The organism is Algoriphagus locisalis, from assembly GCF_900116615.1.
In the GTDB taxonomy this organism is placed as follows: Bacteria; Bacteroidota; Bacteroidia; order Cytophagales; family Cyclobacteriaceae; genus Algoriphagus; species Algoriphagus locisalis.
On sequence record NZ_FPBF01000002.1, the window covers coordinates 577,465 to 603,256 of the forward strand.

Consider the following 25,792-nt stretch of genomic DNA (forward strand, 5'->3'; position numbering starts at 1 on the left):
GCTATGAATTCACGCACCAAAATCATCTTCAATCCCTGCGAAAACAAGGAAAATCAATACATCGCTATTCTGGTGAATGGCTTGGAAAAGCATGGCTATGACGTAAACCGGTTGGATGATTTTCTTTCTTCAAGCAAGCATTATCAGTCCATCAAATTGCTGCATTTGAATTGGTTTGAAAATCTGGATGACAGCAGTGCCGCAAGTATGTGGAAAAGCTATTTCCGGAAATTGGTGGTGCTAGCAGCGGTTAAATTTGGGAAGAAAAAGCTGGTCTGGACCATGCACAATAGACTTTCACATGAGAAAAAATCAGGAAAATTAAGTAGGGCTTTGACACAGAAAATCGTTTCACAGGCCGATGCCATCGTGATTCATTCAGCAGTTTCCAAGGAAATATTGCAAAGCCAATACCCAAAACTTACCACTAAAATCGTCCACATTCCCCATCCTGATTTCGTCGATGTATATGGCCCGATGATTTCAGAAAACACCGACAAAAAGGGCACAAAATTGAAGTTGCTTTTCCTGGGTGCGATCAAACCTTACAAAAACATTGAATTGCTGATTGAGGTAGCCAAGAAATTTCCAGAAGCAGTTCATTTAACTATAGCAGGAAACCCGAATTCAGAAGGTTACCGAAGTGACTTACAAAAGGTAGCCGAAGGTGCTGGCAACATTTCTCTTCAGTTGAAATTCATCCCGGATGCTGATTTACCAAAATACATTCACGATTCCGACTTGCTTATTCTTCCCTATTCTATGGAAAGCAGTCTAAATTCGGGAACAGTCATTTTAGGCTTTTCCTATGGCAGAACAGTCATATGCCCGAAAATTGGCACTATTGATGACTTAGGAGCAGGTGAAGATGTTTTTGATTACCGTTATTCTTCTCAGGCCGAGCATCTTCAGGCATTGGAAAAACAAGTTCAAATAGCTATAAAGCTGCATCAAAGCAACCCAACTTCTCTGATTGAAAAAGGTCATAGAATGAGGAGTTTGGTACAAAAGAAAAACAATAAACAGGACGTAACCGATAGTTTAATCAAGCTTTACGAAAGCTTATTAAATTGATATTTCTTTTTCAGCTAACCCCAACTAATGAAAATAATATACATCAACTCTCTTTATAGTCCGCTGATCGAAGGTGGCGCAGAGATTTCCCTGAAACTTATCGTGGAAGGCATGAAATCTCTCGGACACGAGGTCGTGGTCTTGAGTTTGATGCCTGAAAAAGGGGTAAATACCGAGCAGGTTGATGGAGTAAAGGTCTACAGAGCAGGTCTGCAAAATGCCTATTGGCCATATTCTAAGGCCAAAAAAAATAAGCTTGCCCGACTCAATTGGCACTATCAGGATCAATCAAATGAAAAGATGTCAAGTGTAGTAGAAGAAGTTTTGGAGGTAGAGAAACCTGACATCGTTTCTTGTCACAACCTTGCAGGATGGTCTGCTGAAGTATGGAAACCCATAGCCAAAGCAGGAATTCCTATCGTACAAGTGCTCCATGATTTGTATTTGCTTTGCCCAAACAGCAACATGTTTAAAAACGAGCAAACCTGCGAAAACCAGTGTTTGAGGTGTAAACTTTTGCGCAGCAACCATGCAGAAAAATCAAAGCAAGTCTCGGCCGTTGTAGGTATCAGCAATAGCATTTTGCAGCGTTTTATTGACTTTGGCTACTTTTCAAACGCTTCTAAAAACATTATTTACAATACGCGAACAATTCCAAATCCTTCTCCAAAACGGCCTAGGAAAACCGAACAACCCATTCATTTTGGCTATTTGGGCACACTTTCTAAGGTAAAAGGATTGGAATGGCTGATCGAGCAATTCAAAACGCTGGACTTCGAAGCTAGCTTGAGCATCGCAGGAAAAGGAAATAAAGCCTACGAACAACATCTCAAAGATCTGTCATCAGGCGCTACAATTGAGTTTGTAGGCTATGTGAACTCCACTGAATTTCTAGCAAACATTGATGTACTTATAGTGCCTTCTCTTTGGGAAGAACCATTGGGAATGGTAGCAATCGAAGCGCTGGCAAACCACGTCCCTGTGATCGCTAACAAAAGAGGCGGACTTCAGGAAACTGTGAAAGACGGAGTCAATGGACTTTATTGCTTTGACCATTCATCGGATTCCTTAAGCGCTGCGATGCGTCAGCTTTATTTTGAACCCGAGCTATACAATCAGTTTAGCAAGGTAGCACGGGAGTCGGTTGCTTCAATTTTGGATGCTGATCGTATGATAGAAGAATATGAGTCAGTTTTGAAACATGCTTTGAAGAAATCCCAAACTGCTATTTCCAAATGAGCACACCGGAAATCACATTAACAAATCAGACTTCAGTCCTAGAAGGAAATCAATGGAAAGCTATTTCCATCGCTGAGACACTGTTTTTGCTTTCGCTGATTTCCATGTTCTTACCGGTAAAAGTTTATCCCCTTATTTTCCTGGTGAGCTCCTTCTTTTTTTACAGAGAAACTCCTCAGATAAAATACCCAAATTGGTCAATTGCTTTGGCTGTTTTTAGTAGCTATGCAGTCATCAGCTATTTGATTAACTATCCAGGCGAACCACTAGCGCTGACCAATATCATTAAATTAGTCATCAATTTCTCCTTTCTCTTTTTCGCAATCAATTGGCTTGGCTCACGGGAAAATGAAGCTCTAATCAATAAACTGGACACGGTTCTTCTGGTAGTCTTGGCCCTTTCCCTAGTCCAGCTTTTGATATTTCATCAAGCTTACGATTTCAGCTTAATTCTAGGCAGTGACTCTTCTGGAGAAGCAAGTGCTTTGTATAGAGATACACTTTTTTATTGGGGACTTGATGACAAAAACATGTTCGGAGCTCGCATTGCCTTGATGGGTTTTTCCTTCATTGCTATCCCTTTAGTGTTGAAAAGTAAGCTATCGATCTGGAGAATTGTCTTTGTTTTTCTGGTGGCTTTTCTCAGTCTTTCCCGAACTCCAATTGTTGCGTTATTGATTGGAGTTTTCATGTTGATTTGGTTTTCTGTGGATAAGAAATGGAAAATTGGACTAGTAATCTTGATCGCCATCTCACTCCCATTTGTCCTTCAAAAAGTAATTAGAGTAGATTCTTTGACTTCTTCAAATGATGGAATGGGCATCCGACTGGTTTATTGGACAGCTTTTTTTGAACATTTTGATAAAATCTCCCCTCTGGGAAATGGCTTTCTAAGTGCGCCGGATTTCCTTGATACTTATGCAGAATTCTATCGTGGAGAACCACATATCCATAACACCTTCATGTCCACTTATCTCGAAATGGGAATCGTTGGTTTTATATCCTTCATGACATTTATAATCTGCTTTATGCAGGAATGCTGGCGAAAAATGGGCAATCCACGTCTTTGGATTGCGCTTTTTCTTCCAATCCTGGCAATTATGATGATTCTATATTCAGGGTATGACAACGACGTAGTGATGTATTTCTGCCTGATTTATCTGATCGGTACTCTTCAGGAAATCAACTTCAAAAAAATAAAGATCAGCCTATGAATCGACAGAAAAAAATATTGATTGATAGTCGCTGGGCCGGGAATACAGGAATCGGAAGGCTGTATCAGGAAGTCATGAACTATGCTCCTTCTGAAGCTTCCTGTGAATTTGTGCAAAGCAAAATGGGCTTAGGAAGTTTGCTGTCTCCTTTGATGCTCGGTGAGGAAATTAAGAAGTCTAGTGCGGAGGTATTCTACAGTCCTTCTTTTATGCCTCCGGCTTTTTCGAAGATTCCCTTCATTTTTACCGTGCATGATTTGATGCATTTGTTTTACTATTCGAAGCTGCATAAGATTTACTATGAGCAGGTCATTGCTAGGCTAGCTCCAAAAGCCAAGAAAATCATAACCGTTTCGCATTTCAGCAAAAGCCAGCTGGTAGAACTTCTAAAAATTCCTGAAGAGCTCATAAAAGTGATTTATAATGGAGTGGATAGTCATTTTCTTCAAAATGAGGAAGAATATGAGAGCATTCGTCCCTATTTTCTTTACGTGGGAAATCGTCGAAAAAACAAAAATGTACCAGCCATGCTGACGGCCTTTGCAAAGGCTAGAATTCCAAATGACTTTATGTTTTTTCTTTCCGGTGATAACGATCCAGATCTTGAAACATTGATCTTGAGCCTAGGAATTCAAAAAAGGGTTCGGTTTTTGGGTTTTATCGAGGAAAAAGATTTACCCAAACTTTACAAAGGCGCCCATGCAACTTTGTTTGTATCCCTGATGGAAGGTTTCGGCTTGCCCATCATAGAATCCATGGCCTCAGGCACGCCTGTCTTGACTTCCAATACCAGCTCTCTTCCTGAGGTGGCCGGAGGAGCGGCACTTTGCGTGGATCCCACGGACATTTCCGCAATAGCTTCTGGTATAGAAAAACTGGTGAATGAAGAGGAATTCTATGTGGATTGCATGGTGAAAGGTTTGACACGGGCGCAGGAATTCAGCTGGGAGAAAACAGCTGCGGAAACCTGGGACACCATTTTAGGTTAAAAGCATTCAACTACATGATCAGAAATATCCAATTCTTCTTTTTATTGCTACTTGCATTGCCTTTAGCTGGCTTTTGCCAAAGCGATTCCTTAAAGCCTGGGAAGAAAATAAATGTGCTTGAAAAGGGAGTTTTGGCAGCATCTGAAAATGATCAGACAGATGCAATCCAAGGTGTGATCGACCAAGCAACGGAAGGAGATACGGTGTTTTTCCCAAAAGGCATTTATTTGGTCAGAACAATTCTTCTAAAATCTGGAGTGAATATTCAGTCAGAAGGAACCATCAAACATCACGAGTCTGCCAAAGACGGACAATATTCCATAGAAAAACAGAATTCTCCCAATCCTTTAATTTTGGGACAAGGAGTAAGGAATATCAGCATTTCACTGAAAGGAGAATCAAAAAATGAGGGGATCTACCTTCTGAAAAGCCATCAGATCCGAATATATGACAGCGAACTAATTGGAGATTCTACCAAGCGAAGAGCGCATCCTGGAATCATGACTTTTCAATCGAGCGGGATTGATATTGCCAATACAAAAATCCATCATTTCGGAATGCCAAGAGCAGAAACCCACAGCTATCAGCCGGGAACAGGTGTCCGTATTTTGTCCAGTAATACAGTTTCCATTCATGATTCTGAAATTTATAAAAATGGGGAAAACGGTGTTTTTATCCATGGAAGCAGAAAGGTGGAAGTAATCAACAATGTCATCCATCACAATGGAATGTCTGCGATACAGGTGGCTTTTGGGGATTCTGGCAAAGAAAAAGATTACAATTTCTCCTACAATGTACTGGAAGAAAATGCCTCCGATGCCATCGATATTAATAACCGATCCAAGGAAAAAGCGAAGAATATAGCATGCCTGATCACAGAAAATATCACTTGCGGAAATGGATTTGTGAAAGGAGAATCTACTCCAGACGGATCAGGAATCGTGACACTGATCAATGTGGCCAATGTGCTGATTTATAAAAATGAAGCTTATCGAAATAACCGTCCGGCAATCTATGTGGAAAGCTGCGGAGTGATCCTGGGAAAGAAAAACTGGGCTGATAATCAGGTGGAAATTACGTTGGATTTGGATGAATTGGTACTTGAAGAAAACAGGTTCAGCAGTATCAATTTGATTGCGAACACTAAAGCGCAGAAAATTCATCTCAAAAATAATGAGCTGGGTTCTCTTTCCCTTCCGAATGGAATCCAGGTCGAAGAATTTATCGTTGAAAACAACAGCTTTTCACACGCCAACTTCAACCTGAATTTGAAAGGGAAAGTGGAATTGATTGGAAATAAAATCGAAAACTCCTCGAGAAATCCCACAATTCTAATCACTGAAGCGGACAACGCACGGATTGAAAACAACGAGATTCTGAGTCAGAATTCCTCAGCCGTTATTCTCAGGAAGACCGCTAAAAACGTCCAGATCATTGGAAATCAGATCAAATCTTTCAACACAGCCATTTTTGACGACAACTCAAAAGAACTGGTCGTGAAAAACAACAAGGTAACTTCCATAGCCGGAGGAAAGGAAAACCAGGCTTTTCGAAGTCATTATCCCGATAATCTAATTTTGGAAGGAAATGAATATCGGGGCATAGCCAATACAGAAACGGTAATATTCGTAGGAAAAGGGAAAGCCAGCGTATCGAATGAAAAAATGATTACCGGAACAGCCAATTATGGAGTAGTAGATATCTCTGGCAATTAACCTCTGAGCAATGAAAGTCAATCTTTTTATTCCCACGCTAAACGCAGGCAAGACCTGGAAAGAGGTACTCGCTGGCATTGCTATGCAAAATCATCCGATTTCAAGACTTGTCATCATAGACTCTGGCTCAACCGATGGCACCCTGGATCTGATCAATGAGGAAACTTGTGATTTGATTCAGATTGACAAAAAAGACTTTGATCATGGAGGCACGCGGCAAATGGCAGCGGTGACCTTTCCGGATGCGGATATTTTTGTATTTCTTACCCAAGATGCGATACTCGCAGATTCCAATTCGATCAGGGTGATGGTGGAAGCTTTGGAAAAAAATCCTGAGCTAGGAATGGTCTATGGCCGACAACTCCCACACAAAAATGCCAAGGTTTTGGAGACGCATGCGAGGCTTTTCAACTACCCAGCGGAGTCAAAAACAAAGAGCCTAGAAGACGCTGACCGCTATGGAATTAGAACGATTTCCTGCTCCAATTCTTTTGCTGCCTATAGAAAAACAGCCTTTTTTAAAGTAAATGGCTTCCCAACAGGCTCTATTTTGGGGGAAGACGTATTAATTGCAGGTAAAATGTTGTTGGATGGATGGAAAATGGCGTACCTTTCGGACTCCAAAATACACCACTCACATGATTATTCTGCCATTGAAGAATTCAAGCGGTATTTTGACATCGGAGTATTCCACGTCAATAACCAATGGATTTTCGAACACTTTGGCAGGGCAGAAAGTGAAGGATTCAAGTATCTCAAATCAGAACTCAACTACACTTTTAAACACAACCCACTATTGATCCCAAAAAGCCTAGTCGCGACGGGAGCTAAATTTCTTGGGTATAAACTGGGACTGCATTATCAATCTCTCCCAGTCAGACTTCGTAAGTCATTCTCTATGACCAAGGCTTATTGGCGTCATGCCTGAACCCATCAGGTAATATCTCTCTCAATGTGTGGACAGCCTCCACATAATAAATGTTAACAATTTCCCAAAAAGCTCTTGAACAGCCAATATATAGGCGTGTTTTTGCTTGGCATCCCTATTGGATTATGTCAGGCACCACAGTATTTGACTAAAAAAATTAAACCAATGATACCTAACTCCACACATCAACAAGAAATTGTTTTCAAAGGCTACCAGTCGGGGCGCATAATCCCTGACCTTTATTCTTTAACAAACATTTCAAGAAGCACTGTATCACAACGAGTGAATGAGGGCATAGAAGTAACGACAAGATTTGCAAAAAGAACATTTGATATTTTATTTTCTTCCCTGGCAATTCTTACAGGTTTACCTGTTTTCCTAACATTAATGGCTATCACCAAATTGACTTCAAAAGGTCCTGTTTTCTACAAGCAGGAAAGAATCGGTAGAAATGGACAGCCATTTTATATCCTTAAGTTCAGAAGTATGATCGTGGATTCTGAGTTAAATGGCCCACAGCTTACTTCAGACAATGACCCTAGAATCACCAAATGGGGTAATTTCATGAGAAAAACCCACTTGGATGAACTCCCTCAGTTCTTCAATGTATTGATGGGGGATATGTCCGTAGTAGGTCCTAGACCAGAGCGTGCACATTTTATTCAACAGATCGTAGCAAGACAGCCACTTTATACTCAGTTGCTGACTATCCGTCCGGGAATTACTTCTATTGGACAGGTAGATTATGGTTATGCAGAGACAGTAGAAGAAATGTGTCAGCGAATGATTTTGGATTTAAAATATTTGAGCCAAGTCAATCTATTGACGGATTTAAAAGTGATAGGTCAGACAGTAATGACAATGATCAATAAAAAAGGAAAGTAATAAACTATTAACCACTAATTCACCAATAACAAACGGCATCCTCCTAGGTTGTCGTTTTTTTTTGTGAAAGATTAAATGAGTATGCTACTAGTCATGTATAATTACTTTGAATATTAAATCCAATCCATTATTTATACTGATCTCATCAACATTCACCCCGAATAATGAAGAAGACTGTTTTAGAAGATATTGGATTACTGATACTGAGGTTAGGCGCTGGAGGTATGATTTTAACTCATGGCTATCCAAAATTGATGCGGTTTTTTGGAGAGGAACCCATCAAATTCATGGATTTTTTAGGCTTAGGCCCAGTGGTCTCTTTATCACTGGCAGTTTTTGCCGAGTTTATCTGTGCGATTCTTATCCTTATTGGATTCAAGACCAGGCTAGCAACGATCCCTCTAATAATTACAATGCTAATGGCTGCTTTTGTAGCTCATGCATCTGATCCTTTTGGAAGGAAGGAACTACCTCTTTTATACTGTACTGTCTTCATATGTGTACTTATTTTCGGTGCAGGAAAGTTTTCCATTGATGGCATGAGCAACCGCAAATCCATGTACTACGGAGGATAACCTTTCTAATTAATCAGGTAAAGCAAAAGCTACGTAAGCATCTCCGCTTTTTGTGCCTTTTCCTCCACCACATGCGATCACGAGGAATTGCTTACCGTTCATTTCATAGACAGCTGGGGTAGCGTGTCCCGAAGCTGGAAGTTTAGCTTCCCAGAGAATCTCTCCAGTTTCCTTGTCAAAAGCTCTGATCATCTCATCCTTGGTGGCAGCTATAAAAAGTATTCCTCCAGCTGTTACTACTGGTCCACCATAGTTTTCAGTACCTGTCGGAGCAAATCCCTGACCACTTAGTGAATCTATTTCACCTAGTGGAACTTGCCACTTTTTCTTACCCGTGCTCATATCGATCGCAGTCAAAAGACCCCAAGGTGGATTTGATCCATAAACACCTTCTTTGGTCACCAACTTTTTATAGCCATCCATATAGTAGCGGGGAAAAAGTTGGGTTTTTCCTCCTTCTATCTCCTGCTTATCTCCTACTTCCAGAGCTTTGTCCATCAAATACTCTAAGATCACTTTTCTGTTTTCGGTAGAAATATGATCAAAAGCCGGCATCGCTCCTCTTCCTTTGCGAAGCAAAAGATCGAGTGAATCATAAGTGAATTTCTCCTTCAAATCTAGCAAACTAGGAATGGTTGGCGGATTCCCTTTCCGATCTAGCCCATGGCAATTGCCACAGTAATTTGTGTAAACAGACTTGCCCACATTTTCAAAATCTGCGTTGGGAGTCATTCCTATAATCCAAGGAATCTGATTGGCATTTACGTAGAAAGTCTGTGTTTCCGGATCAAAAGAAGCTCCGCCCCATTCTCCGCCTCCATCCATTCCCGGGAAAAGTACGATGGGTTTCTCCGGGTGAGGTGGTGCCCAAGTATCGCCATAAATCGCATCTTCGAGTTGATTTCTGATATCGGCTTCCCATTCTGGCTTAAGGCTCAGAATACTGGATTCATCAAACACCATATTCATAAATGGCTCCGGCAAAGTAGGAATTGGCTGAGTGGCGGACGTAAATTCCCCCGGCATGACAGACTGGGTAACTTCAGTTTCCACAATAGGCCAGACAGGCTCTCCAGTGGCACGATCAAAAACATACGTCATTCCTTGCTTGGAAATCTGGGCCACTACATCTATCCATTCTCCGTCTTTTTGAATTCTAATCAGATTAGGATTTGCAGGAAAATCCCGATCCCAGACATCATGGTGCACCGCCTGAAAGTGCCAGATTCGTTCTCCCGTTTGAGCATTCAAGGCAATTAGAGTGTTAGCATAGAGATTATCTCCTTTGCGATAGCCACCCCAAAAATCATAAGTAGCTGATCCTGTCGGTACAAATACAATTCCCCGCTCCTGGTCCACGGTCATTCCAGCCCAGTTATTTGCACCGCCGATCTGTTTTATAGTAGCTGGATCCCAAGTCTCATAACCAGGTTCTCCTTCCTGAGGAATGGTATGAAAAATCCATTCCCGCTTTCCAGTTCTGATATTGTAAGCACGAATATGACCAGGCGCAGCATCCAAGCCTTCGGATAGTCGCATTCCTATGATCAGCAAATCTCCATAAACCACTCCAGGAGCATTGGCTACGATCATAAAATCCTCCCTCTCGGTATCCAAACCTTTGCGAAGATCGACTTTTCCCTCATCTCCAAAACTCAGAATCGGCTCACCTGTCTCTGCATCCACTGCCATCAACCAATTCCCAGCTCCAAATAGGATACGTTTGTCATCGCCATCTTCCCAGTAACTCACCCCACGATTGGTGCCAGCCCAGGAATTCTCTCCACCCAATACCTCGAATGGGTCAAACCGCCAGACTTCTTCACCTGTTGAAGCATTCAAAGCAAACACATTCAACTTGGGAGTAGAGCCATAGAGCAATCCATTCACGACAATTGGCTGACATTGAATCTGAGAACTGGCAGTGGCATCACCGGTATTGTAGGTCCACGCCACTTCGAGTTGGGAGACATTGTTTTTTGTGATTTGGGTCAATGCCGAGTATCGAGAACCATCCGCCGGACCTCCATAATGAGACCAATCTGTATAATCGATTTTGGCTGTTTTTGGCTGACAGGCAGAAAAAAGTAAGAGTGAGCCAAAGACAACTTTGAGTAGGGGTTTCATGAATAGGTCAGGATGGGTTTGAAAGCAAAATATCGGGAATTACCGGCGAAGGAAAAAACTCTTCTCCAAGAGTCAATTTCTCAATTAGGTTTAAGAAGAAAATCACCCTCTGGAGAAGCAGGATAGTTATTCTACAGATTTCTTTCTCGAAAAAATCTTATGCACTCCGTAAATCACAAAGCCTAACCCAGTCCATAGTGCCATGTCGGTAATCTCCTCTATTTGAGTACTGCTAAGTAGCCAGATCGTAGCGACCATTCCTGCTATTGCCAGTGGAATACCAAACTTCAACTTGTAGTAATCGGCGTCTGGCTGGCTTTTGCGCAAGCGAATCAAAGCTCCGCAAACCAAGAGGTAAATCAGCAATCTTGCGATGACAGAGATCGCCAGCGAACCCATAAAATCCCAGACTGTGGCCACGATAATAATCAGAAAAGCAAAGAACAAAACAGCTACCGATGGAGTCCTAAATCGGAGATGAATAAAGGAAAAGATCTTTGGGAATTGCTGGGACTCACTGAGCGCAAAGGGCAATCTCGAACCGCTTAAAATCTGCACATTCAAGGTTCCCAAAATCGAAACAATCGCTCCAATCGTAATAAATAAGCCTCCACCATAACCCATAATTCGGGATGCAGCATCTGCCAAAGGCTTGTCTGAAGTAGCCAAATCAGGAAGTGTACCTATAGCTACGACCTGAATTAAAACATAGAAAACAGTGATAATCAGCGCCCCGGTCATCAACGCATAGGGAAGGTTTTTACGTGGATTCTCCACCTCTCCTGAGATCACTAAACCAGCCTCAAACCCTCCAAACGCAAAAATCAGCAACAAGGCAGAGTTTGCAAACTCAGGCATTGGCGGAGGTGAACTGAAATCAAAAGCTTCAGCATTTAAAAAGAAAAGACCAATCACAATAAAGATCGTCAGCGGAACCAATTTTGAAACCGTCAGGATATTTGTGGTGCGCGTGGAGTCTTTGATCCCAAGTAGATTAATCCCAGTTAAAACCCCTGTGATTCCTACGATCATCAGAATTCTCATCCATTCTTCCTGAAAAACAGGAGAGAAAAAGGACATGTAGATGACAAGCAAATTGACTAAGGTAGCATAGCTAAAAAGCCGAGTTAGCATCAACACCCAACCTACAGCGAAAGCCGGAATATTGCCAAAGGCTTCCTTAATGTAAAGGTATGGTCCGCCAGTTCTATCAAAACGAGAACTCACCTCCATAAACACCAAAATCAGGACCAGCATCACTACAGCACAAACACCAAACGCCAGCAAGGAATAAGGACCCGAAAGAGCAAAAGCTTTGGCAGGAAGGCCAAAAATACCCGCTCCTATGACAGAATTTATAATCAAAAATACCAGATCCCATCTGCGGATCCCTCGCTTAAGCATAATGTAGAATTAGGTGAATGAAGGTATAAAGTAGGGAGAAAAATCAAGTATCAAGTACAAAACTTGATCATCGGCAAATGGAATTTAAGTGGGAAAAATGGAAATTTTCAGTCCGTTCTCCGTGAGTTCTGTGGGATAAGTCTCTAAATCCCCGCAAGAGCCGACCTTCAATTTCCCAGTCTTCAAATCAAATCTATATTCATGCAAGAGGCAAACTATTTCGTTTGTCTCGGTTAATGTCCCTTGAAATAAAGAAGCTCCACGATGGGGGCAATCTGACTGAAATGCATAAAAGCTTTCCCCCGATCTCACCAAAGCAACGGTATGCTCATCCAAGTGAATTTTATGAATTGCCTCTTCAGGAATCATTTCCAAAACTTGGCTTTTCGAACTACCCAAAAAGAATGTTTTCATAAGAAGGAATTTCTCTGTTCAAAAGGAATCTAAACCACAACATAAACAAAGCATTGGTTTTCTGCAGAAACTTCCTGAATTTAATAGAACAATAAATCTCCTGTAACCATGAAAGCTTTACTCTTACTATTCACCGCATTTTTAAGTTTCAATTTAGCGATTGGGCAAAACCTGGAAGGTTCATGGAGGCTCACCCATCAAGACGGGCAAGAGGTTAAAGATATGGAATACATCAAAATCTATCAGGATGACTATTTCGCCTTTGGAGCAAAGCGAGTAGCTGACAATCACTTTGTGAGTGCTGGCGGAGGTCCATTTTCTTATGTAGATGGAAAATATCTTGAAACCCTGGATTTCTTTACTCTGGATCCATTTCAGGTAGGGAAGACAAATAAATACAAGCTGGACTGGGTTAATGAAAAGATGGTCATCTCCTCAGAGATCAACGGCAAAATGCTCGTAGAAATCTGGGAAAAAGTATCTGATGAGAAGAATGATCTCACCGGAAACTGGGTTATCACCGGTAGAAAAAGAGGTGAGGAAATCTCCAGATCTACCCCAGGAGCAAGAAGAACGGTTAAAATCTTAAGCGGAGGCAGATTTCAGTGGATCGCTTTCAACTCCGAAACCAAGGAATTCTCCGGTACTGGAGGAGGTACTTACACTGCCAAAGATGGAAAATACATAGAAAACATCACCTTCTTTTCACGTGATGATAGTCGTGTGGGAGCCAGCCTGGATTTCAATTACGAGGTCAAAGACGGAGAATGGCACCACAGCGGTCTCAGCTCCAAAGGCGATCCTATTTATGAAATTTGGACGCCGTATGCGATTGGATATACTGGGAAGTGAGAATTCTGAAGTTTGAAGTTTGAAATTCGAAGAATGACTATTTGTAAATATCCTTTGTGTGTCCTATAGCAATGACTCCTACTAAAAGAACTTTATCTTTAATCTCATAGATTACCCTAAAGTTCTGAATTCTTATTCTAAAGGCCGGTCTACCTTTAAGTTTCTTGTAGCCTGATGGTCTAGGATTGTCTGCTAAAGAAATTATAGCTTTTAGGATTGGGTTAGCCACATTATTGGATAGTTTATCCAATTGCTTTTGAGCCTTTGAAGTTAAAAGAACCTTATACTTACTCATTATCCAAACTTCTCTTTTTCAAATAATCTGAAATCGAAATACGCTCTCCACTATCGGAAACTTTCGATTCATCATACAGTCTGATATCCTCCAGTTCATCCAACTCATCCATCATTTTCTTGTAATCATTAATTGGAATGATAACTGCAACTTTTTCTCCCTTAGGATCTGTAACAAATTGATGTTTTCGATATTGAGTATCCATGCTTCAATTTAATTGAAAAAGACAAATATTTATTCAACTCATTCATAATGAGCAAATAAAAAAAGGAGCCTTATCAGCTCCTTTCTTATTTATTATGCTTCTACAACGTAAAGTTCTTTCAGCTTTCCGACTGTATAATCTACTTCCTCTATGGTATTAAATCGGCTAAAGGAGAATCTAACAGCATCCCGCTCTGGCGTGTGATTGATCGCTCTCAGCACATGCGAACCAACTGTGGCTCCTGAGCTGCAAGCCGATCCTCCAGAAGCTGAAATGCCTTCCAAATCAAGATTGAAAAGCAACATACCACTATTGGCTTCGGATGGAGGTAAGCTTACACTGAGAACTGTGTACAAACTCTTATCCAGATCAGCAGAAAGACCATTGAACTCAACTCCAGGAATTTCCAGCGTCAGGCTATGGGCAAAATGCTTTTTGATTGCTTCCACATGAAGTTGGTGCTCAGCCATGTCTTCATAGGCGATTTCCAATGCTTTTGCAATCCCGATAATCCCAATCACATTCTCCGTTCCACCACGCATATTTCTCTCCTGCGCACCTCCGTGAATCAATGGATGGATTTTTTTATCCTTTTTCACATATAAAAATCCGGATCCTTTTGGCCCATGGAATTTATGTCCACCAGCTACAATCGCATCCACTGGAAGAGACTTCATGTCATGAACATAATGACCCATAGTCTGCACCGTATCCGAATGGAAAAACGCTCCGTATTCTCTTGCAAGTGATCCGATGTGATTCAGGTCATTCAAATTGCCAATTTCATTATTTGCATGCATCAACGACACCAGGCTTTTTGGATTTGTTTTCAGCAATTCTTCCAGCTGATTCATATCCAATTCACCTTTCTCGTTTACATCAAGGATACTAAGCTTGATGTGGCCTTTTTTCTCACACATCTGCAGTGTATGAAGCACCGCATGATGCTCAAGTGGTGAGGTGATCGCATGCGTAATGCCATGGCTTTCTATCCCACAAACTATTGCTGTATTATCAGCTTCTGTTCCACCAGAGGTAAAGAAAATTTCGGCAGGAGTTACATTTAACAATTCAGCAACCTTCTTACGTGATCTCTCTATGGCAGTTCGGACCTCCCTACCAAAACTATGGACAGAAGAAGGATTACCGTAATGATTTCTCATAAAAGGAATCATAGCTTCGATCACCCGATCGTCCATGGCAGTGGTGGCTGCATTGTCTAAATAAACTTTCATCGTACTCGTGTTGGGTTGTATATTCTTTCTTTAGAGCTAATCTCAAATCATTGAAGCATTCACTACTTCTTTGATGTCGGCAATCAGCTTTTTCGCCAAGTGCTCTGCAGTAGCTTCCGACTCAGATTCAGAATAAATCCGAATAATCGGCTCTGTATTTGACTTCCGCAAATGTACCCATTCCTTTTCAAATTCGATTTTTACACCATCTATGTCGTTGATAGGGTGGTTTTTATATTTCTTTTTGATCTCAAGCAAAATATTATCGACATCAATCTCAGGAGTGAGCTCGATTTTATTTTTTGAAATATGGTAGTTTGGATAAGTCGCTCTTAGTCTGGAAATTGTCTTTCCGAAATTAGCCAAATGTGTCAAAAACAACCCGATTCCCACCAAGGCATCACGACCGAAATGAGAAGTTGGATAGATGATACCACCATTTCCTTCTCCACCGATCACTGCATCCACAGCTTTCATCTGGTTAACTACATTCACTTCTCCTACCGCTGAAGCATTGTAAACTCCCCCTCTTTTTTCTGTCACATCACGAAGTGCGCGAGTTGAACTAAGATTGGAAACGGTATTTCCTGGGGTTTTAGAAAGCACATAATCAGCAACTGCAACCAAAGTATATTCTTCTCCAAAAGCTGACCCGTCTTCATTGATAAATGCCAAACGATCCACATCTGGATCAACTACAATTCCTAGATCATAACTTCCTCGTTCAAGTTTCTGAGAAATATCTCTCAAGTTTTCCGGAAGTGGCTCAGGATTATGGGGAAAATGACCGTCTGGAGTACAGTACATCTCTTCTATTTCTGTCACTCCCAACGCTTTCAAAAGCATAGGAACTGCGATTCCTCCAGTGGAATTCACGGCGTCAACTACCACTTTGAAACTTCTGGCTTTGATCGCTTCTACATCTACCAGTTCCAAGTCCAAGACATGCTGAATATGGCGCTCGATGTAGTCATTAATTTGCGTATAGCTTCCAAGTTTTTTTACTTCCGCGAAAGAAAAATCCTCCTTTTCAGCTTTGTCAAGAATGTCTTTTCCTTCAGCATCCGAAATAAATTCACCTTTAGCATTCAACAACTTTAATGCGTTCCACTGAATGGGATTATGGCTAGCAGTAAGGATAATTCCTCCACCGGCTTTTTCTAAAGGAACCGCAAATTCTACCGTCGGAGTGGTACTTAAACCAAGATCGATCACATTGATCCCCATTCCTTGGAGCGTAGCCGAAACTAATCCAGAGACCATCTCACCAGAAAGACGTGCATCTCTACCGATAATTACCTTAGGATTATTTGTTTTCTCGAGTACCCAAGCTCCATATGCAGAAGCAAATTTGACAATATCAATGGGAGTAAGTCCATCGCCGGCCTTACCTCCGATGGTACCTCTGATGCCAGAGATTGATTTAATTAGTGACACGTATGGTGGTTTGATTTGATTAAAAACTAGTGAATCCCGTCAGGAAGCAGGGTTTCTTTTATTTGAATTTGGCCATGACCTTATCGACTTCATTGTCTGGATTACCACAGCTGGTATCACCATCCATGGTCTTACCACAGAAGCCGCAGGTCGCTCCTTCTTTATTAAGAAAGGGACTTTGGGAGGCACAAGTACCTTTGAATTCGCCGTTTTTGAGGAAAATGAGCCTTACCGACATCAAAATGAAGAATAAGGCAACGAAACCAAGGGTAATAAATACGGTAATCATAACGAATAAATTTGCGTAAATTTAAGGCTTTCCACCGAAAACGTCCACAAACCTAGCATAGTTTCCTCACCCATGACAAATTTGAGCACCCGAGCCGAGAAATTGGCAGCATTTGACAGATTACTTACGATCATGGATGAACTCAGGGAGCAATGTCCCTGGGACAAAAAACAAACGACAGAAAGTCTCAGACATTTGACCATAGAGGAAACTTTTGAGCTTTCTGATGCAATTCTCGAAGGCGATCCTGATGAGATCAAAAAAGAATTGGGTGATATTCTCCTTCATATTGTGTTTTATGCCAGAATCGGATCTGAGGAAGGCAACTTCGATATAAAGACCATGATCGATGCGCTTTGTGACAAACTCATCAGAAGACATCCCCATATTTATGGAGACACGCAAGCTGAGGACGAGGAGGCTGTGAAGCAAAATTGGGAGAAAATAAAACTCACCGAGAAAGGTAATAAATCCGTCCTCGGAGGAGTTCCAAAATCACTTCCTGCACTGATCAAAGCGATGCGGATTCAGGAAAAAGCTCGTGGTGTTGGGTTCGATTGGGAAGAAAAAAGCCAAGTCTGGGAAAAAGTGGAAGAGGAAATGCAGGAGTTCAAAGAAGAATTCAATGTGGCAGACGAAAGGGAAATCGATCCCGAAAAAGCCAGTGGAGAATTCGGCGACCTTTTATTTTCCTTGATTAATTATGCCAGATTTATCGACATCAATCCAGAGGAAGCTTTGGAACGAACAAATAAAAAATTCATCAAGCGGTTTCAGTATTTGGAATCTGCGGCAAAGAATTCTGGAAAAACTTTGAGTGAAATGACTTTAGCGGAGATGGATGTGTATTGGAATGAAGCGAAATCAAAGTAAAATTTGTAAGTGGTAAGAAGTAAAAGGTAAAAAGTGAAAAGTAAAATCAGGACGTGACAGAAAGAAAAATAAGAATCCAATGAACAAAATCATATTCACAAGTGAAGCTCCGGCGCCGATAGGGCCATATTCTCAAGCTGTTTTGGCTGGTAACTCGCTTTACGTGTCCGGACAAATCGCACTTGACGCTGAGACAGGAGAATTGATCAATGAGAATATCACCGAGGAAACTCATGCGGTGATGAAAAACCTGGAAGCAGTACTTAGAGCTGCTGATTTCACATTTCATGACATTGTGAAGTGCAGCATTTTTATAAAAAACATGGATGAATTTGGCACGATCAATGAAGCCTATGGACAGTACTTCAAATCAAATCCTCCTGCGCGTGAAACCGTAGAAGTAAGTAAACTCCCTAAAAATGTCAATGTAGAAATATCCTGCATTGCCGTCAAATAAAAACCTTGAACCTCCTGCCATACGATAGCGAAACCTTAGTCAGTGCTCTTTCCAAAGAAGAGGTGCTAAGCCACTTGAATCGTGTGACAAGGGAAGTCAATTACCTGAATCCGAGAACTCAAGCCAAGAAAGATGTACTTTTCAATGGATTGGTGGGACAGAATGGATTCAGAATATCCAAAGTTGTGGACAGGGCAGACACATTTCTACCTTTGATTTTGGGGAAGATCGAAACTACGCAGCGCGGATGTATTCTCTTCATCAACTACCGCCTGTTTCCTGGCGCGCTTTTTTTCATCGCATTCTGGTCTGTCATATTACTTTCCTTTACCGGATATTATTGTTTTGCCCTTCCTAATTATGGCTATGCCGCCATCTGCTTCGCACTAGGTTTGGTAAATTATATCGTAGCAATGTATTTCTTCAATCGGCAGGTGAGCGCTTCGCGCAAAGTCTTTCACCAGCTGATCAATTTCCAGATGAAGGATTAGCCATTCTATTTTTAGGGAAAAATGGCTTTTGGGGTTAATTTAGCCCCGCAAAAAAAGAATCAATAAAACATACAATATGAGCATCCGCATAGAAAAAGACACCATGGGGCCTGTAGAGGTGCCTGCTGACAAATACTGGGGCGCACAGACCCAAAGATCCATTAACAATTTCAAAATCGGTGGCGAGAAAAACCGCATGCCGATTGAAATCACTAAAGCTTTTGCGATTTTGAAAAAAGCGGCTGCTCAGACCAATGCTGAACTTGGCGTTTTGGATCAGGAAAAGGCTGATATTATCAGCACCGTTTGTGATGAAATCCTGGAAGGGAAGCACGACGATCAATTTCCTTTGGTCATCTGGCAGACAGGCTCTGGTACGCAGTCCAACATGAATTCTAATGAAGTAATCGCCTACCGCGCGCATGTGCTTCTTGGTGGTTCTTTGGAAGATGCCAAAAAGAAAATCCATCCTAATGACGATGTAAACAAGTCTCAGTCTTCCAATGACACCTATCCTACTGCTATGCACATCGCTGCTTACAAAATGGTGATGGAAACTACGATTCCTGGAGTTGAGAAACTTAGAGATACGCTTGCCCAAAAAGCTGAAGCTTTCAAAGATGTAGTGAAAATCGGCCGTACACACTTCATGGATGCTACTCCTCTTACCTTAGGTCAGGAGTTTAGTGGATATGTAGCCCAGTTAAATCATGGCTTAAAAGCTTTGAAAAACACCTTATCGCACCTTTCTGAATTAGCATTGGGAGGAACAGCTGTAGGAACTGGTCTTAATACTCCAAGAGGATATTCTGAGCTAGTTGCAAAGAAAATCGCTGAGCTTTCTGGACAGCCATTCGTGACAGCTGAAAATAAATTTGAAGCACTTGCTGCTCACGATGCCATGGTGGAATCTCATGGAGCTTTGAAGCAATTGGCAGTTTCTCTGATGAAAATTGCAAATGACGTGAGAATGCTTTCTTCCGGTCCAAGATCTGGAATAGGAGAGATTTTGATTCCTGAAAATGAGCCAGGGTCTTCTATTATGCCAGGCAAAGTAAATCCAACACAAGTGGAAGCCTTGACGATGGTTGCTGCTCAGGTAATGGGGAATGATGTGGCTGTTTCAATAGGCGGATCAAATGGTCACTTTGAATTGAACGTATTCAAGCCATTGATCGCTTCTAATTTCCTTACTTCCGCCAGACTTATCGGCGATGCATGTGTATCGTTCAACGACCATTGTGCAGTTGGAATCGAGCCAAATACGGCGATGATCCAGAGACATTTGGAGAATTCACTGATGCTAGTGACTGCTTTGAATCCACACATTGGCTATGAAAATGCTGCTGCGATTGCCAAGAAAGCACATAAGGAAGGATCAAGCTTAAGAGAAGCAGCAATTGCACTTAACCTATTGACTTCAGAGCAATTTACTGAGTGGGTGAAGCCTGAAGAAATGACGGGGAGTTTGAAGTAAAAATCATTCATTAATAAAAATAAAAATGGTCCCGTCAGAGCTGTCGGGACCATTTTTTTATCATAACAAGCAATAAAAATCTTATTGATCGAGGTCATTTAGTAGTGCTCTAATATAAGCATCAGTAATATTTTCTTGGTCAGATTTATCATAAATGGAAAGCAAATAAACCGTATCCTCAGTAATAGCAAAATTGGTTATCACTCTTGCGCCTCCAGACTTCCCTTTCCCTTTTGAAGCAATCGACAACCAGATTTATAACAATTTTTAAAAAGTGGAATGCCTTCTGTAGGATTAACTTCAAGTTTTTCTACCAACTTAAGGTATTCTGATTTAAGCGAATAATACTTCTTAAATAGCTTTTTAAGCTCCTTTTCGAATTCAGGTACAGATTTGACTTTATAAGCCACTGCTAGTCAATTAAGTCTCTAGCATCTTTAGCATTAAGCTTACCCGCTTTCACATCAAGCATTTCTTTGTAACCCTGCGCCACACTTTCTGCAATTATTTTTGATTCCTCACCACCATCAGAAGCAAAGAACTTAATATTCAGAGCCTTTAAAGCAGTCTTTATTTCCTTAGATCTTTCGCTACTTTCGACTTCTATTACAATAGTTTCCATGCTGTTAAGTTAAATAATAAATGAATGAAATTGATAAAGTGATTTTATACCTAATAGAAACTAATTTCCCTCGATGACAAAATCATTTCGGATTTTTCAATTATAGAATAATATATAACCAAAAAATGGCCCCGTCAGAGCTGTCGGGACCATTTTCACATGGTGTTACTTTGTCGGTATCTCAATAGTGTCTTTTAAAAGTTTCTGAGCTATATATTCTTTTAACTGTTCAAAATTCATATTTAAGGTTTCCTCAGAAATTTTCTCTCTTGCTTGACGCATCATTTTAACTGCATCGAATTTTTTTTTCCTTATTAGTCTTCATAGCTAATCAAATCTTTGGGACTTCTAATTTCAATAACGGGATAACCCAATTTAAGATTTACTGAGTTATAACCATTTATCCTTTGAAGATTAACAATATGTTTAAAGGTCCAACTTGCCAACACATCAACTTTGTGAATAGTTGCGAGAGCAATATGCCTACAGTCCTCAAGACTCGTTTTTCCAACTACTTTTTCGCTTATGTAAGCATCTGCCAAATCAACCGCCTCCCGTGTTAATTCAACTTTCTCAAAAACGTCTTTACCAAAAGAAGAAAGTAAATGCTTTACTCTATCAGGAGCATTTAATAATTCAAGCAATACAAGATCCGAGATAACAAAACTAACTTCTCCCTCTTCAAACATTCTGAAAAAGGACCTAGTGACATCTTTAAATTCTTCATCAAAGTAACCGCCTACTATTGAGGTGTCAATGTAAATACGTTGTTTATGCATATTTCACCCTCAATTTAGATCTACTTACTCATTCGGTGTCAACGGATTAGATTTTCTAATCAATCCATCTGGTAATTCCCCCTCTGTACTCGCTACAATCGTACAAACAGTCGCATCACCAGTGACATTGACCACAGTTCGGAACATATCCAAAATACGATCTGGAGCGATAATCAATGCAATACCAGCGGCTGGAACACCAATCGACTCCAGAACAATAATCAACATAATCAATCCAGCTCCAGGAACTCCTGCAGATCCGATTGAAGCTAGCGTAGCGGTTAAAACAATCATCAACTGCTGCGTCAAAGTCAATTCCATACCCAATGCCTGCGCTATAAATACCGCTGCCACACCTTGATAAAGGCTGGTTCCATCCATATTCACCGTTGCTCCTAAAGGCAGAACGAAACTGGAAACCTCCTCTGAGACTCCTAACTCTTCCTCCACTTGCTTCATCGTAACAGGAAGGGTAGCAGAACTTGAACTGGTAGAAAAAGCCAGCAATTGAGCTGGTCTGATTGCTTTGAAGAAATCCTTGTATTTCACTTTTGTGAACGCCATCAAAATCAATGGATAGACGACTAAAATCATGGTGAAGAGCCCTCCCAAAACAACTAAACTGTATTTCAATAAGGCCATCAATAATTGCACTGCGGAATCAGGGTTTTCTCCTGCTATCTCTACAATCAAGGATGCCATCAAAGCAAAAACACCAAAAGGTGCAATCATCATGATGTAATTCACGATCTGGATTATCACATCATTCATCCCATCGAAAAATGCGATCACAGGAGCAGCTTTACCCTTGGGGATTTGCAATAATGCTATCCCAACAAGTATTGCAAAAAACACAACTTGCAGCATGGCCGCATTATCTGTCGTGGCTCTGAAAACGTTATCAGGAACGATATCGACCAATGGTTGCAAAGGACTTTGCTTTTGCAATTCTGCCGCTTGACCTACTCTGGAGCCAGCGTCACCTTCATACAAACTCATTAGATTCTCCCTCGTTTCAGGAGGAAGACTTTTGCCTGGTTTGAAAACATTCACCAACACAAGGCCAATTGTCACTGCAAGAACAGTGGTGACTAGATAGGTGCCGATAGTTTTCCCGCCTATCCTACTCAATTTGGAAATATCACCAAGATTGGAAACACCAACGATCAAAGATGCCAACACGAGTGGCACTGCAATCATCTTTAGACCATTGATAAAAATGGTCCCAAATGGTTTGATATAATCTAATGTAAAAGAATTGGGAATTGCAGTTTTAATAACCACTAAGCCAAAAATCAACCCCAGAACAAGTCCGATGATAATTTGGGTATGTAAGGGTATCTTTTTAAACATATATATCTGGGTTAGAAGTCTTGCAGTTTATTGGTTTTTGCTAACAAAATATAATCAGCTATGACTAAAGCGGCCATTGCTTCCACAATCGGTACAGCTCTAGGCACTACGCAAGGGTCATGACGCCCTTTACCGGAAACTACCACTGCTTCACCGGCTTCGTTAAGAGAATCCTGATCCGTCATGATCGTAGCCACTGGCTTAAATGCCACATTGAAATAGATATCCTCACCATTCGAAATACCACCTTGAATTCCTCCAGAATGGTTGGTTTTCGTTCTTACTTTTTCTCCTTCCTGGAAAAAAACATCATTGTGGGCAGATCCACGCATTTTCACACCCTCGAATCCACTTCCATATTCGAAGCCTTTGACAGCATTGATGCTTAGCATGGCTTTACCCAGCTCAGCGTGAAGTCTGTCAAATACAGGTTCACCGATTCCAACGGGTGTATTCTGGATCACACAGCTCACCACTCCGCCAATGGTATCCCGATCTTTTCGCACCGAATCGATCAGTTCGATCATTTCCTCTGCAACTGCAGGATCTGGACATCTTACGATATTCTCCTCTGCTTTTGCTAAGTCAAGCTCTTCATGACTTTTCTCCAACTTCAACTCTCCAACCTGGGACACATAAGCCTGAATTGAGATTCCCTTTGTTTCCAAAAGCTGTTTTGCGATAGCTCCCGCAACAACACGAGCCGCAGTTTCCCTTGCAGAACTTCTACCTCCACCTCTGTAGTCTCTCAATCCGTACTTCTCAAAGTAGGTGAAGTCAGCGTGAGAAGGGCGAAATTTATCTGATATATGAGAGTAATCCTTACTTTTTTGATCTGAGTTATTGATGACAATCCCAATAGGAGTTCCGGTAGTGACACCTTCAAAAACTCCGGACTTGATCTCAAACTCGTCTTCTTCCTTGCGTTGAGTGGTAATTTTAGATTGACCAGGCTTCCTTCTTTGCATCTCTGCAATGAGTTTCGCTTCGTCTATTTTCAGTCCTGCCGGGCAGCCTTCGATGATTACCCCTAAAGCTAGTCCATGTGATTCACCGAAAGTGGTGATCTTGAATAGCTTCCCAAATGAATTGCCCATTATCTCTTTCTAATTATCAAAATAGCCAACAATGCTACTGCTATCAGCAGGAAAACGTTGATTGCGACCGTAAAATAGTATTTATATTTCTCGTTTAAAAACCTGTTGTCTTCGGTGGAAATGCGATCATAAAGTCCACCTAATCGCTGACTAGAAATCGCCTGATTGACTTTACTCTCACCAACCACTGTGATTTTAGCTTCAGGTCTTAATGTATCATACACAGCACGCTCTGGGTCAAAATAAACCCATTCGAAATTCTTCGATAGATCTACAGCTCCTGCCTCATTTATCGTGATGTAGTAATTGAATTCCTTAATACCGGAAACCCGTCCGTAGCCACGATTTATCTGCTGGCGGACATTAGGATCATACGTATTCAAATTCGCTGTAGGTATTCTTTTTGGCGCAGACACCGCATTGATATTCCCAACTCCGCTTACGCCAAAATTATAATCAAAGCCCTGTCCAGTCTCTACTTCTATGTTTGTAATGTTTTCTCTTAGCTGAAATTGGCCTACGCTAACCTCATTTTTGAGCGGATGAGGAGGTAGAGGCTTGACCTTGATCGTCTTTGGATTGGAATAAAAGGTTTTGAAATCCTCTTGTCTGTTTGCTCCAAAGAAAGTCGGGTTCTTGGCAATTTTGTATTTGATCATCTCCCAAGGAATTCGTGGGATAGTAATTTCTCCTTCGGAAAAAGGAAAAAAAGTAGCCTCATACACCTTAAACTTTGTCCACCTTTTACCATTAATAGTCACCTGCTCAGGATCTATATTACTGATATTGAAGTTTTCTTCCCAGGCATTGGTAGGCTTGATTTTCTTCAAAATATCATCCAGCTGCCTGCCTGGCTCGTGAAAATTAAAAGGGGCCTGATTGGATTCAGACATGTAAAAAGCCAGACTCACATTAACTCCCTCTCCTTGATAAACCTCCTCTTTATCCACAGAAACCGAGAAAAAAGCATCATCCTCTAGCTCCACATATTCTGGATCTTCTACAGCTGATCTCCCAAAAAAATCGGCAAATGGATCTGTAGCTGATCCTCGGCTAGTATTGGAACTTGTAGCATCACCAACAGCTATTTTTTTTCCTGGTGAAGAATAGGCCTGGCCATTGATCGTGAGCTCGAAAGAAGGCAGCGTGAAATCACCTTTTCTGCTTGGTTTGTAATATTGAATGATACTATTTGAGCTACTCATCTGCCCGTTGATGAGGTTCATAGACGAGGATTGGGAAATTCCCTGCTTTTGGAAACTCGGGATATCTGGAAACTGATCGTAAGATTTGATTTTTTCGTTGCTGAGGGTTACTTTGATAGTGAAAGTTTCATTCAACCCGATCTCAGCAGGTCCAAGCTCAATTTGAACTTCCTGAGCTTTAGCCATTCCTGTAACTAGGAAAAAGCTACATACGAAAATGAATCGGACAAGCGTTTTAATCATGATTGCGAAAATAGGGAATATTCTACTCTTTGATTTCTAAAATAACGCAACATCTAGAGAAATGCCTCCGTATTGAAACTTAAAATCAGTTAAAACCTTAAACTCTTTAGACTATGATCGAATATGTGAAGACTATCTTACAAAAGGTCAGCTTTTCCAAGTATTTGTTTGAACGTGAGCTGAGAAAGGGATTAAGATTAATTTCACCCACTGAAATTCAGGAATTCAAAGATTGGTGCTACCAGATGTTTGGCAAAGTGCATCAGGTAATTCTCAATCGGTATTTCGAACCAGCATTTTAAAAGAAAGCCCCGACCA

Annotated in this window: 29 protein-coding genes; 14 read left to right on the forward strand and 15 right to left on the reverse strand. The window is 41.1% G+C overall.

The features are described 5' to 3' along the window. Positions 1 to 3: 3 nt before the first annotated feature. The 8 genes from BM386_RS07505 to BM386_RS07540 all read left to right on the forward strand — a co-directional run bounded on the left by BM386_RS07505 (position 4) and on the right by BM386_RS07540 (position 8,619). Positions 4 to 1,074, forward strand: coding sequence for a glycosyltransferase (locus BM386_RS07505; protein ID WP_170857057.1), 1,071 nt, complete (start codon positions 4 to 6; stop codon positions 1,072 to 1,074). Positions 1,075 to 1,101: 27 nt separating this feature from the next. Continuing rightward, the gene (locus BM386_RS07510; RefSeq protein WP_091692442.1) at positions 1,102 to 2,313 is read left to right on the forward strand and encodes a glycosyltransferase family 4 protein; all 1,212 of its coding nucleotides are present in this window, start codon (positions 1,102 to 1,104) and stop codon (positions 2,311 to 2,313) included. Continuing rightward, on the forward strand, positions 2,310 to 3,527 hold the full coding sequence (locus tag BM386_RS07515; protein ID WP_091692443.1) for an O-antigen ligase family protein: 1,218 nt from the start codon (positions 2,310 to 2,312) through the stop codon (positions 3,525 to 3,527). Before BM386_RS07510 ends, BM386_RS07515 begins: the two co-directional genes overlap by 4 nt. Next, a complete protein-coding gene (locus tag BM386_RS07520) occupies positions 3,524 to 4,516 on the forward strand; it encodes a glycosyltransferase family 4 protein (protein WP_091692444.1) in 993 nt (330 codons plus the stop codon). The genes BM386_RS07515 and BM386_RS07520 overlap by 4 nt, the downstream gene beginning before the upstream one ends. Before the next feature lie 14 nt (positions 4,517 to 4,530). After that, entirely contained in the window at positions 4,531 to 6,231 is a 1,701-nt protein-coding gene (locus BM386_RS07525) for a right-handed parallel beta-helix repeat-containing protein (protein WP_091692445.1), read from the forward strand. Between the two features lie 10 nt (positions 6,232 to 6,241). Next, positions 6,242 to 7,159 (forward strand): glycosyltransferase family 2 protein, encoded by a 918-nt coding sequence (locus BM386_RS07530; RefSeq protein ID WP_091692446.1) that lies wholly within the window; start codon positions 6,242 to 6,244, stop codon positions 7,157 to 7,159. A 165-nt stretch (positions 7,160 to 7,324) separates the two neighbouring features. Then, positions 7,325 to 8,044, forward strand: coding sequence for a sugar transferase (locus tag BM386_RS07535; protein WP_091692447.1), 720 nt, complete (start codon positions 7,325 to 7,327; stop codon positions 8,042 to 8,044). Positions 8,045 to 8,208: 164 nt separating this feature from the next. Beyond that, positions 8,209 to 8,619, forward strand: a complete 411-nt coding sequence (locus tag BM386_RS07540; RefSeq protein WP_091692448.1) for a DoxX family protein — start codon at positions 8,209 to 8,211, stop codon at positions 8,617 to 8,619. A 9-nt stretch (positions 8,620 to 8,628) separates the two neighbouring features. Here the strand turns inward: BM386_RS07540 and BM386_RS07545 are convergent, their stop codons facing one another. The 3 genes from BM386_RS07545 to BM386_RS07555 all read right to left on the reverse strand — a co-directional run bounded on the left by BM386_RS07545 (position 8,629) and on the right by BM386_RS07555 (position 12,564). Next, positions 8,629 to 10,746, reverse strand: coding sequence for an outer membrane protein assembly factor BamB family protein (locus BM386_RS07545; protein ID WP_091692449.1), 2,118 nt, complete (start codon positions 10,744 to 10,746; stop codon positions 8,629 to 8,631). Positions 10,747 to 10,872: 126 nt separating this feature from the next. Continuing rightward, entirely contained in the window at positions 10,873 to 12,150 is a 1,278-nt protein-coding gene (locus tag BM386_RS07550) for an APC family permease (RefSeq protein ID WP_091692450.1), read from the reverse strand. An 84-nt stretch (positions 12,151 to 12,234) separates the two neighbouring features. Continuing rightward, complete coding sequence (locus tag BM386_RS07555) at positions 12,235 to 12,564, reverse strand: Rieske (2Fe-2S) protein (protein ID WP_091692451.1); 330 nt, start codon at positions 12,562 to 12,564, stop codon at positions 12,235 to 12,237. Between the two features lie 108 nt (positions 12,565 to 12,672). Here BM386_RS07555 and BM386_RS07560 point away from each other — a divergent pair, with 108 nt between their 5' ends. Further along, the gene (locus tag BM386_RS07560) at positions 12,673 to 13,416 is read left to right on the forward strand and encodes a hypothetical protein (RefSeq protein ID WP_091692452.1); all 744 of its coding nucleotides are present in this window, start codon (positions 12,673 to 12,675) and stop codon (positions 13,414 to 13,416) included. A 37-nt stretch (positions 13,417 to 13,453) separates the two neighbouring features. On the opposite strand, the gene BM386_RS07565 is transcribed toward BM386_RS07560, so the two are convergent. From BM386_RS07565 to BM386_RS07585, 5 genes are all read right to left on the reverse strand, one after another. Further along, positions 13,454 to 13,711 (reverse strand): type II toxin-antitoxin system RelE family toxin, encoded by a 258-nt coding sequence (locus BM386_RS07565; RefSeq protein WP_091692453.1) that lies wholly within the window; start codon positions 13,709 to 13,711, stop codon positions 13,454 to 13,456. Continuing rightward, complete coding sequence (locus BM386_RS07570; RefSeq protein ID WP_091692454.1) at positions 13,704 to 13,916, reverse strand: hypothetical protein; 213 nt, start codon at positions 13,914 to 13,916, stop codon at positions 13,704 to 13,706. The genes BM386_RS07565 and BM386_RS07570 overlap by 8 nt, the downstream gene beginning before the upstream one ends. A 92-nt stretch (positions 13,917 to 14,008) precedes the next feature. After that, positions 14,009 to 15,151: a cysteine desulfurase family protein gene (locus BM386_RS07575; protein ID WP_091692455.1), complete on the reverse strand. Its 1,143-nt coding sequence runs from the start codon at positions 15,149 to 15,151 to the stop codon at positions 14,009 to 14,011. Positions 15,152 to 15,193: 42 nt separating this feature from the next. Then, positions 15,194 to 16,588 (reverse strand): phosphoglucosamine mutase, encoded by a 1,395-nt coding sequence (gene glmM, locus BM386_RS07580; protein ID WP_091692456.1) that lies wholly within the window; start codon positions 16,586 to 16,588, stop codon positions 15,194 to 15,196. Positions 16,589 to 16,646: 58 nt separating this feature from the next. After that, positions 16,647 to 16,877 carry a hypothetical protein gene (locus BM386_RS07585; protein ID WP_091692457.1) on the reverse strand — a complete coding sequence of 77 codons (231 nt, stop codon included), beginning with the start codon at positions 16,875 to 16,877 and terminating at the stop codon, positions 16,647 to 16,649. A gap of 72 nt (positions 16,878 to 16,949) precedes the next feature. Between BM386_RS07585 and mazG the strand changes: the two genes are divergently transcribed. The 4 genes from mazG (at position 16,950) to fumC (ending at position 20,175) form a co-directional block, all read left to right on the forward strand. Next, entirely contained in the window at positions 16,950 to 17,750 is an 801-nt protein-coding gene (mazG, locus tag BM386_RS07590; protein ID WP_091692458.1) for a nucleoside triphosphate pyrophosphohydrolase, read from the forward strand. A gap of 79 nt (positions 17,751 to 17,829) precedes the next feature. Beyond that, positions 17,830 to 18,207, forward strand: a complete 378-nt coding sequence (locus BM386_RS07595) for a RidA family protein (protein WP_091692459.1) — start codon at positions 17,830 to 17,832, stop codon at positions 18,205 to 18,207. A gap of 5 nt (positions 18,208 to 18,212) precedes the next feature. After that, complete coding sequence (locus BM386_RS07600; protein ID WP_091692460.1) at positions 18,213 to 18,698, forward strand: hypothetical protein; 486 nt, start codon at positions 18,213 to 18,215, stop codon at positions 18,696 to 18,698. Between the two features lie 76 nt (positions 18,699 to 18,774). Next, positions 18,775 to 20,175 carry a class II fumarate hydratase gene (gene fumC, locus BM386_RS07605; protein ID WP_091692461.1) on the forward strand — a complete coding sequence of 467 codons (1,401 nt, stop codon included), beginning with the start codon at positions 18,775 to 18,777 and terminating at the stop codon, positions 20,173 to 20,175. 81 nt (positions 20,176 to 20,256) lie between these two features. Here fumC and BM386_RS23915 read toward each other — a convergent pair whose 3' ends face one another. The 7 genes from BM386_RS23915 to BM386_RS07635 form a co-directional block, all read right to left on the reverse strand. Then, positions 20,257 to 20,379, reverse strand: coding sequence for a hypothetical protein (locus BM386_RS23915; protein ID WP_244545487.1), 123 nt, complete (start codon positions 20,377 to 20,379; stop codon positions 20,257 to 20,259). After that, a complete protein-coding gene (locus BM386_RS23920; RefSeq protein ID WP_244545490.1) occupies positions 20,376 to 20,585 on the reverse strand; it encodes a hypothetical protein in 210 nt (69 codons plus the stop codon). The genes BM386_RS23915 and BM386_RS23920 overlap by 4 nt, the downstream gene beginning before the upstream one ends. Positions 20,586 to 20,587: 2 nt before the next feature. After that, positions 20,588 to 20,797, reverse strand: a complete 210-nt coding sequence (locus BM386_RS07615; RefSeq protein ID WP_091692462.1) for a DUF2683 family protein — start codon at positions 20,795 to 20,797, stop codon at positions 20,588 to 20,590. A 314-nt stretch (positions 20,798 to 21,111) separates the two neighbouring features. After that, entirely contained in the window at positions 21,112 to 21,576 is a 465-nt protein-coding gene (locus BM386_RS07620) for a PIN domain-containing protein (RefSeq protein WP_091692463.1), read from the reverse strand. A 24-nt stretch (positions 21,577 to 21,600) separates the two neighbouring features. Then, positions 21,601 to 22,929 carry a dicarboxylate/amino acid:cation symporter gene (locus BM386_RS07625; RefSeq protein WP_091692464.1) on the reverse strand — a complete coding sequence of 443 codons (1,329 nt, stop codon included), beginning with the start codon at positions 22,927 to 22,929 and terminating at the stop codon, positions 21,601 to 21,603. An 11-nt stretch (positions 22,930 to 22,940) separates the two neighbouring features. Beyond that, on the reverse strand, positions 22,941 to 24,026 hold the full coding sequence (gene aroC, locus BM386_RS07630) for a chorismate synthase (protein WP_091692465.1): 1,086 nt from the start codon (positions 24,024 to 24,026) through the stop codon (positions 22,941 to 22,943). Next, positions 24,026 to 25,474, reverse strand: a complete 1,449-nt coding sequence (locus BM386_RS07635) for a BatD family protein (protein ID WP_091692466.1) — start codon at positions 25,472 to 25,474, stop codon at positions 24,026 to 24,028. Before BM386_RS07635 ends, aroC begins: the two co-directional genes overlap by 1 nt. Before the next feature lie 113 nt (positions 25,475 to 25,587). On the opposite strand from BM386_RS07635, the gene BM386_RS07640 reads away from it, so the two are divergent. Next, entirely contained in the window at positions 25,588 to 25,776 is a 189-nt protein-coding gene (locus tag BM386_RS07640) for a hypothetical protein (protein ID WP_091692467.1), read from the forward strand. Positions 25,777 to 25,792 lie beyond the last annotated feature (16 nt).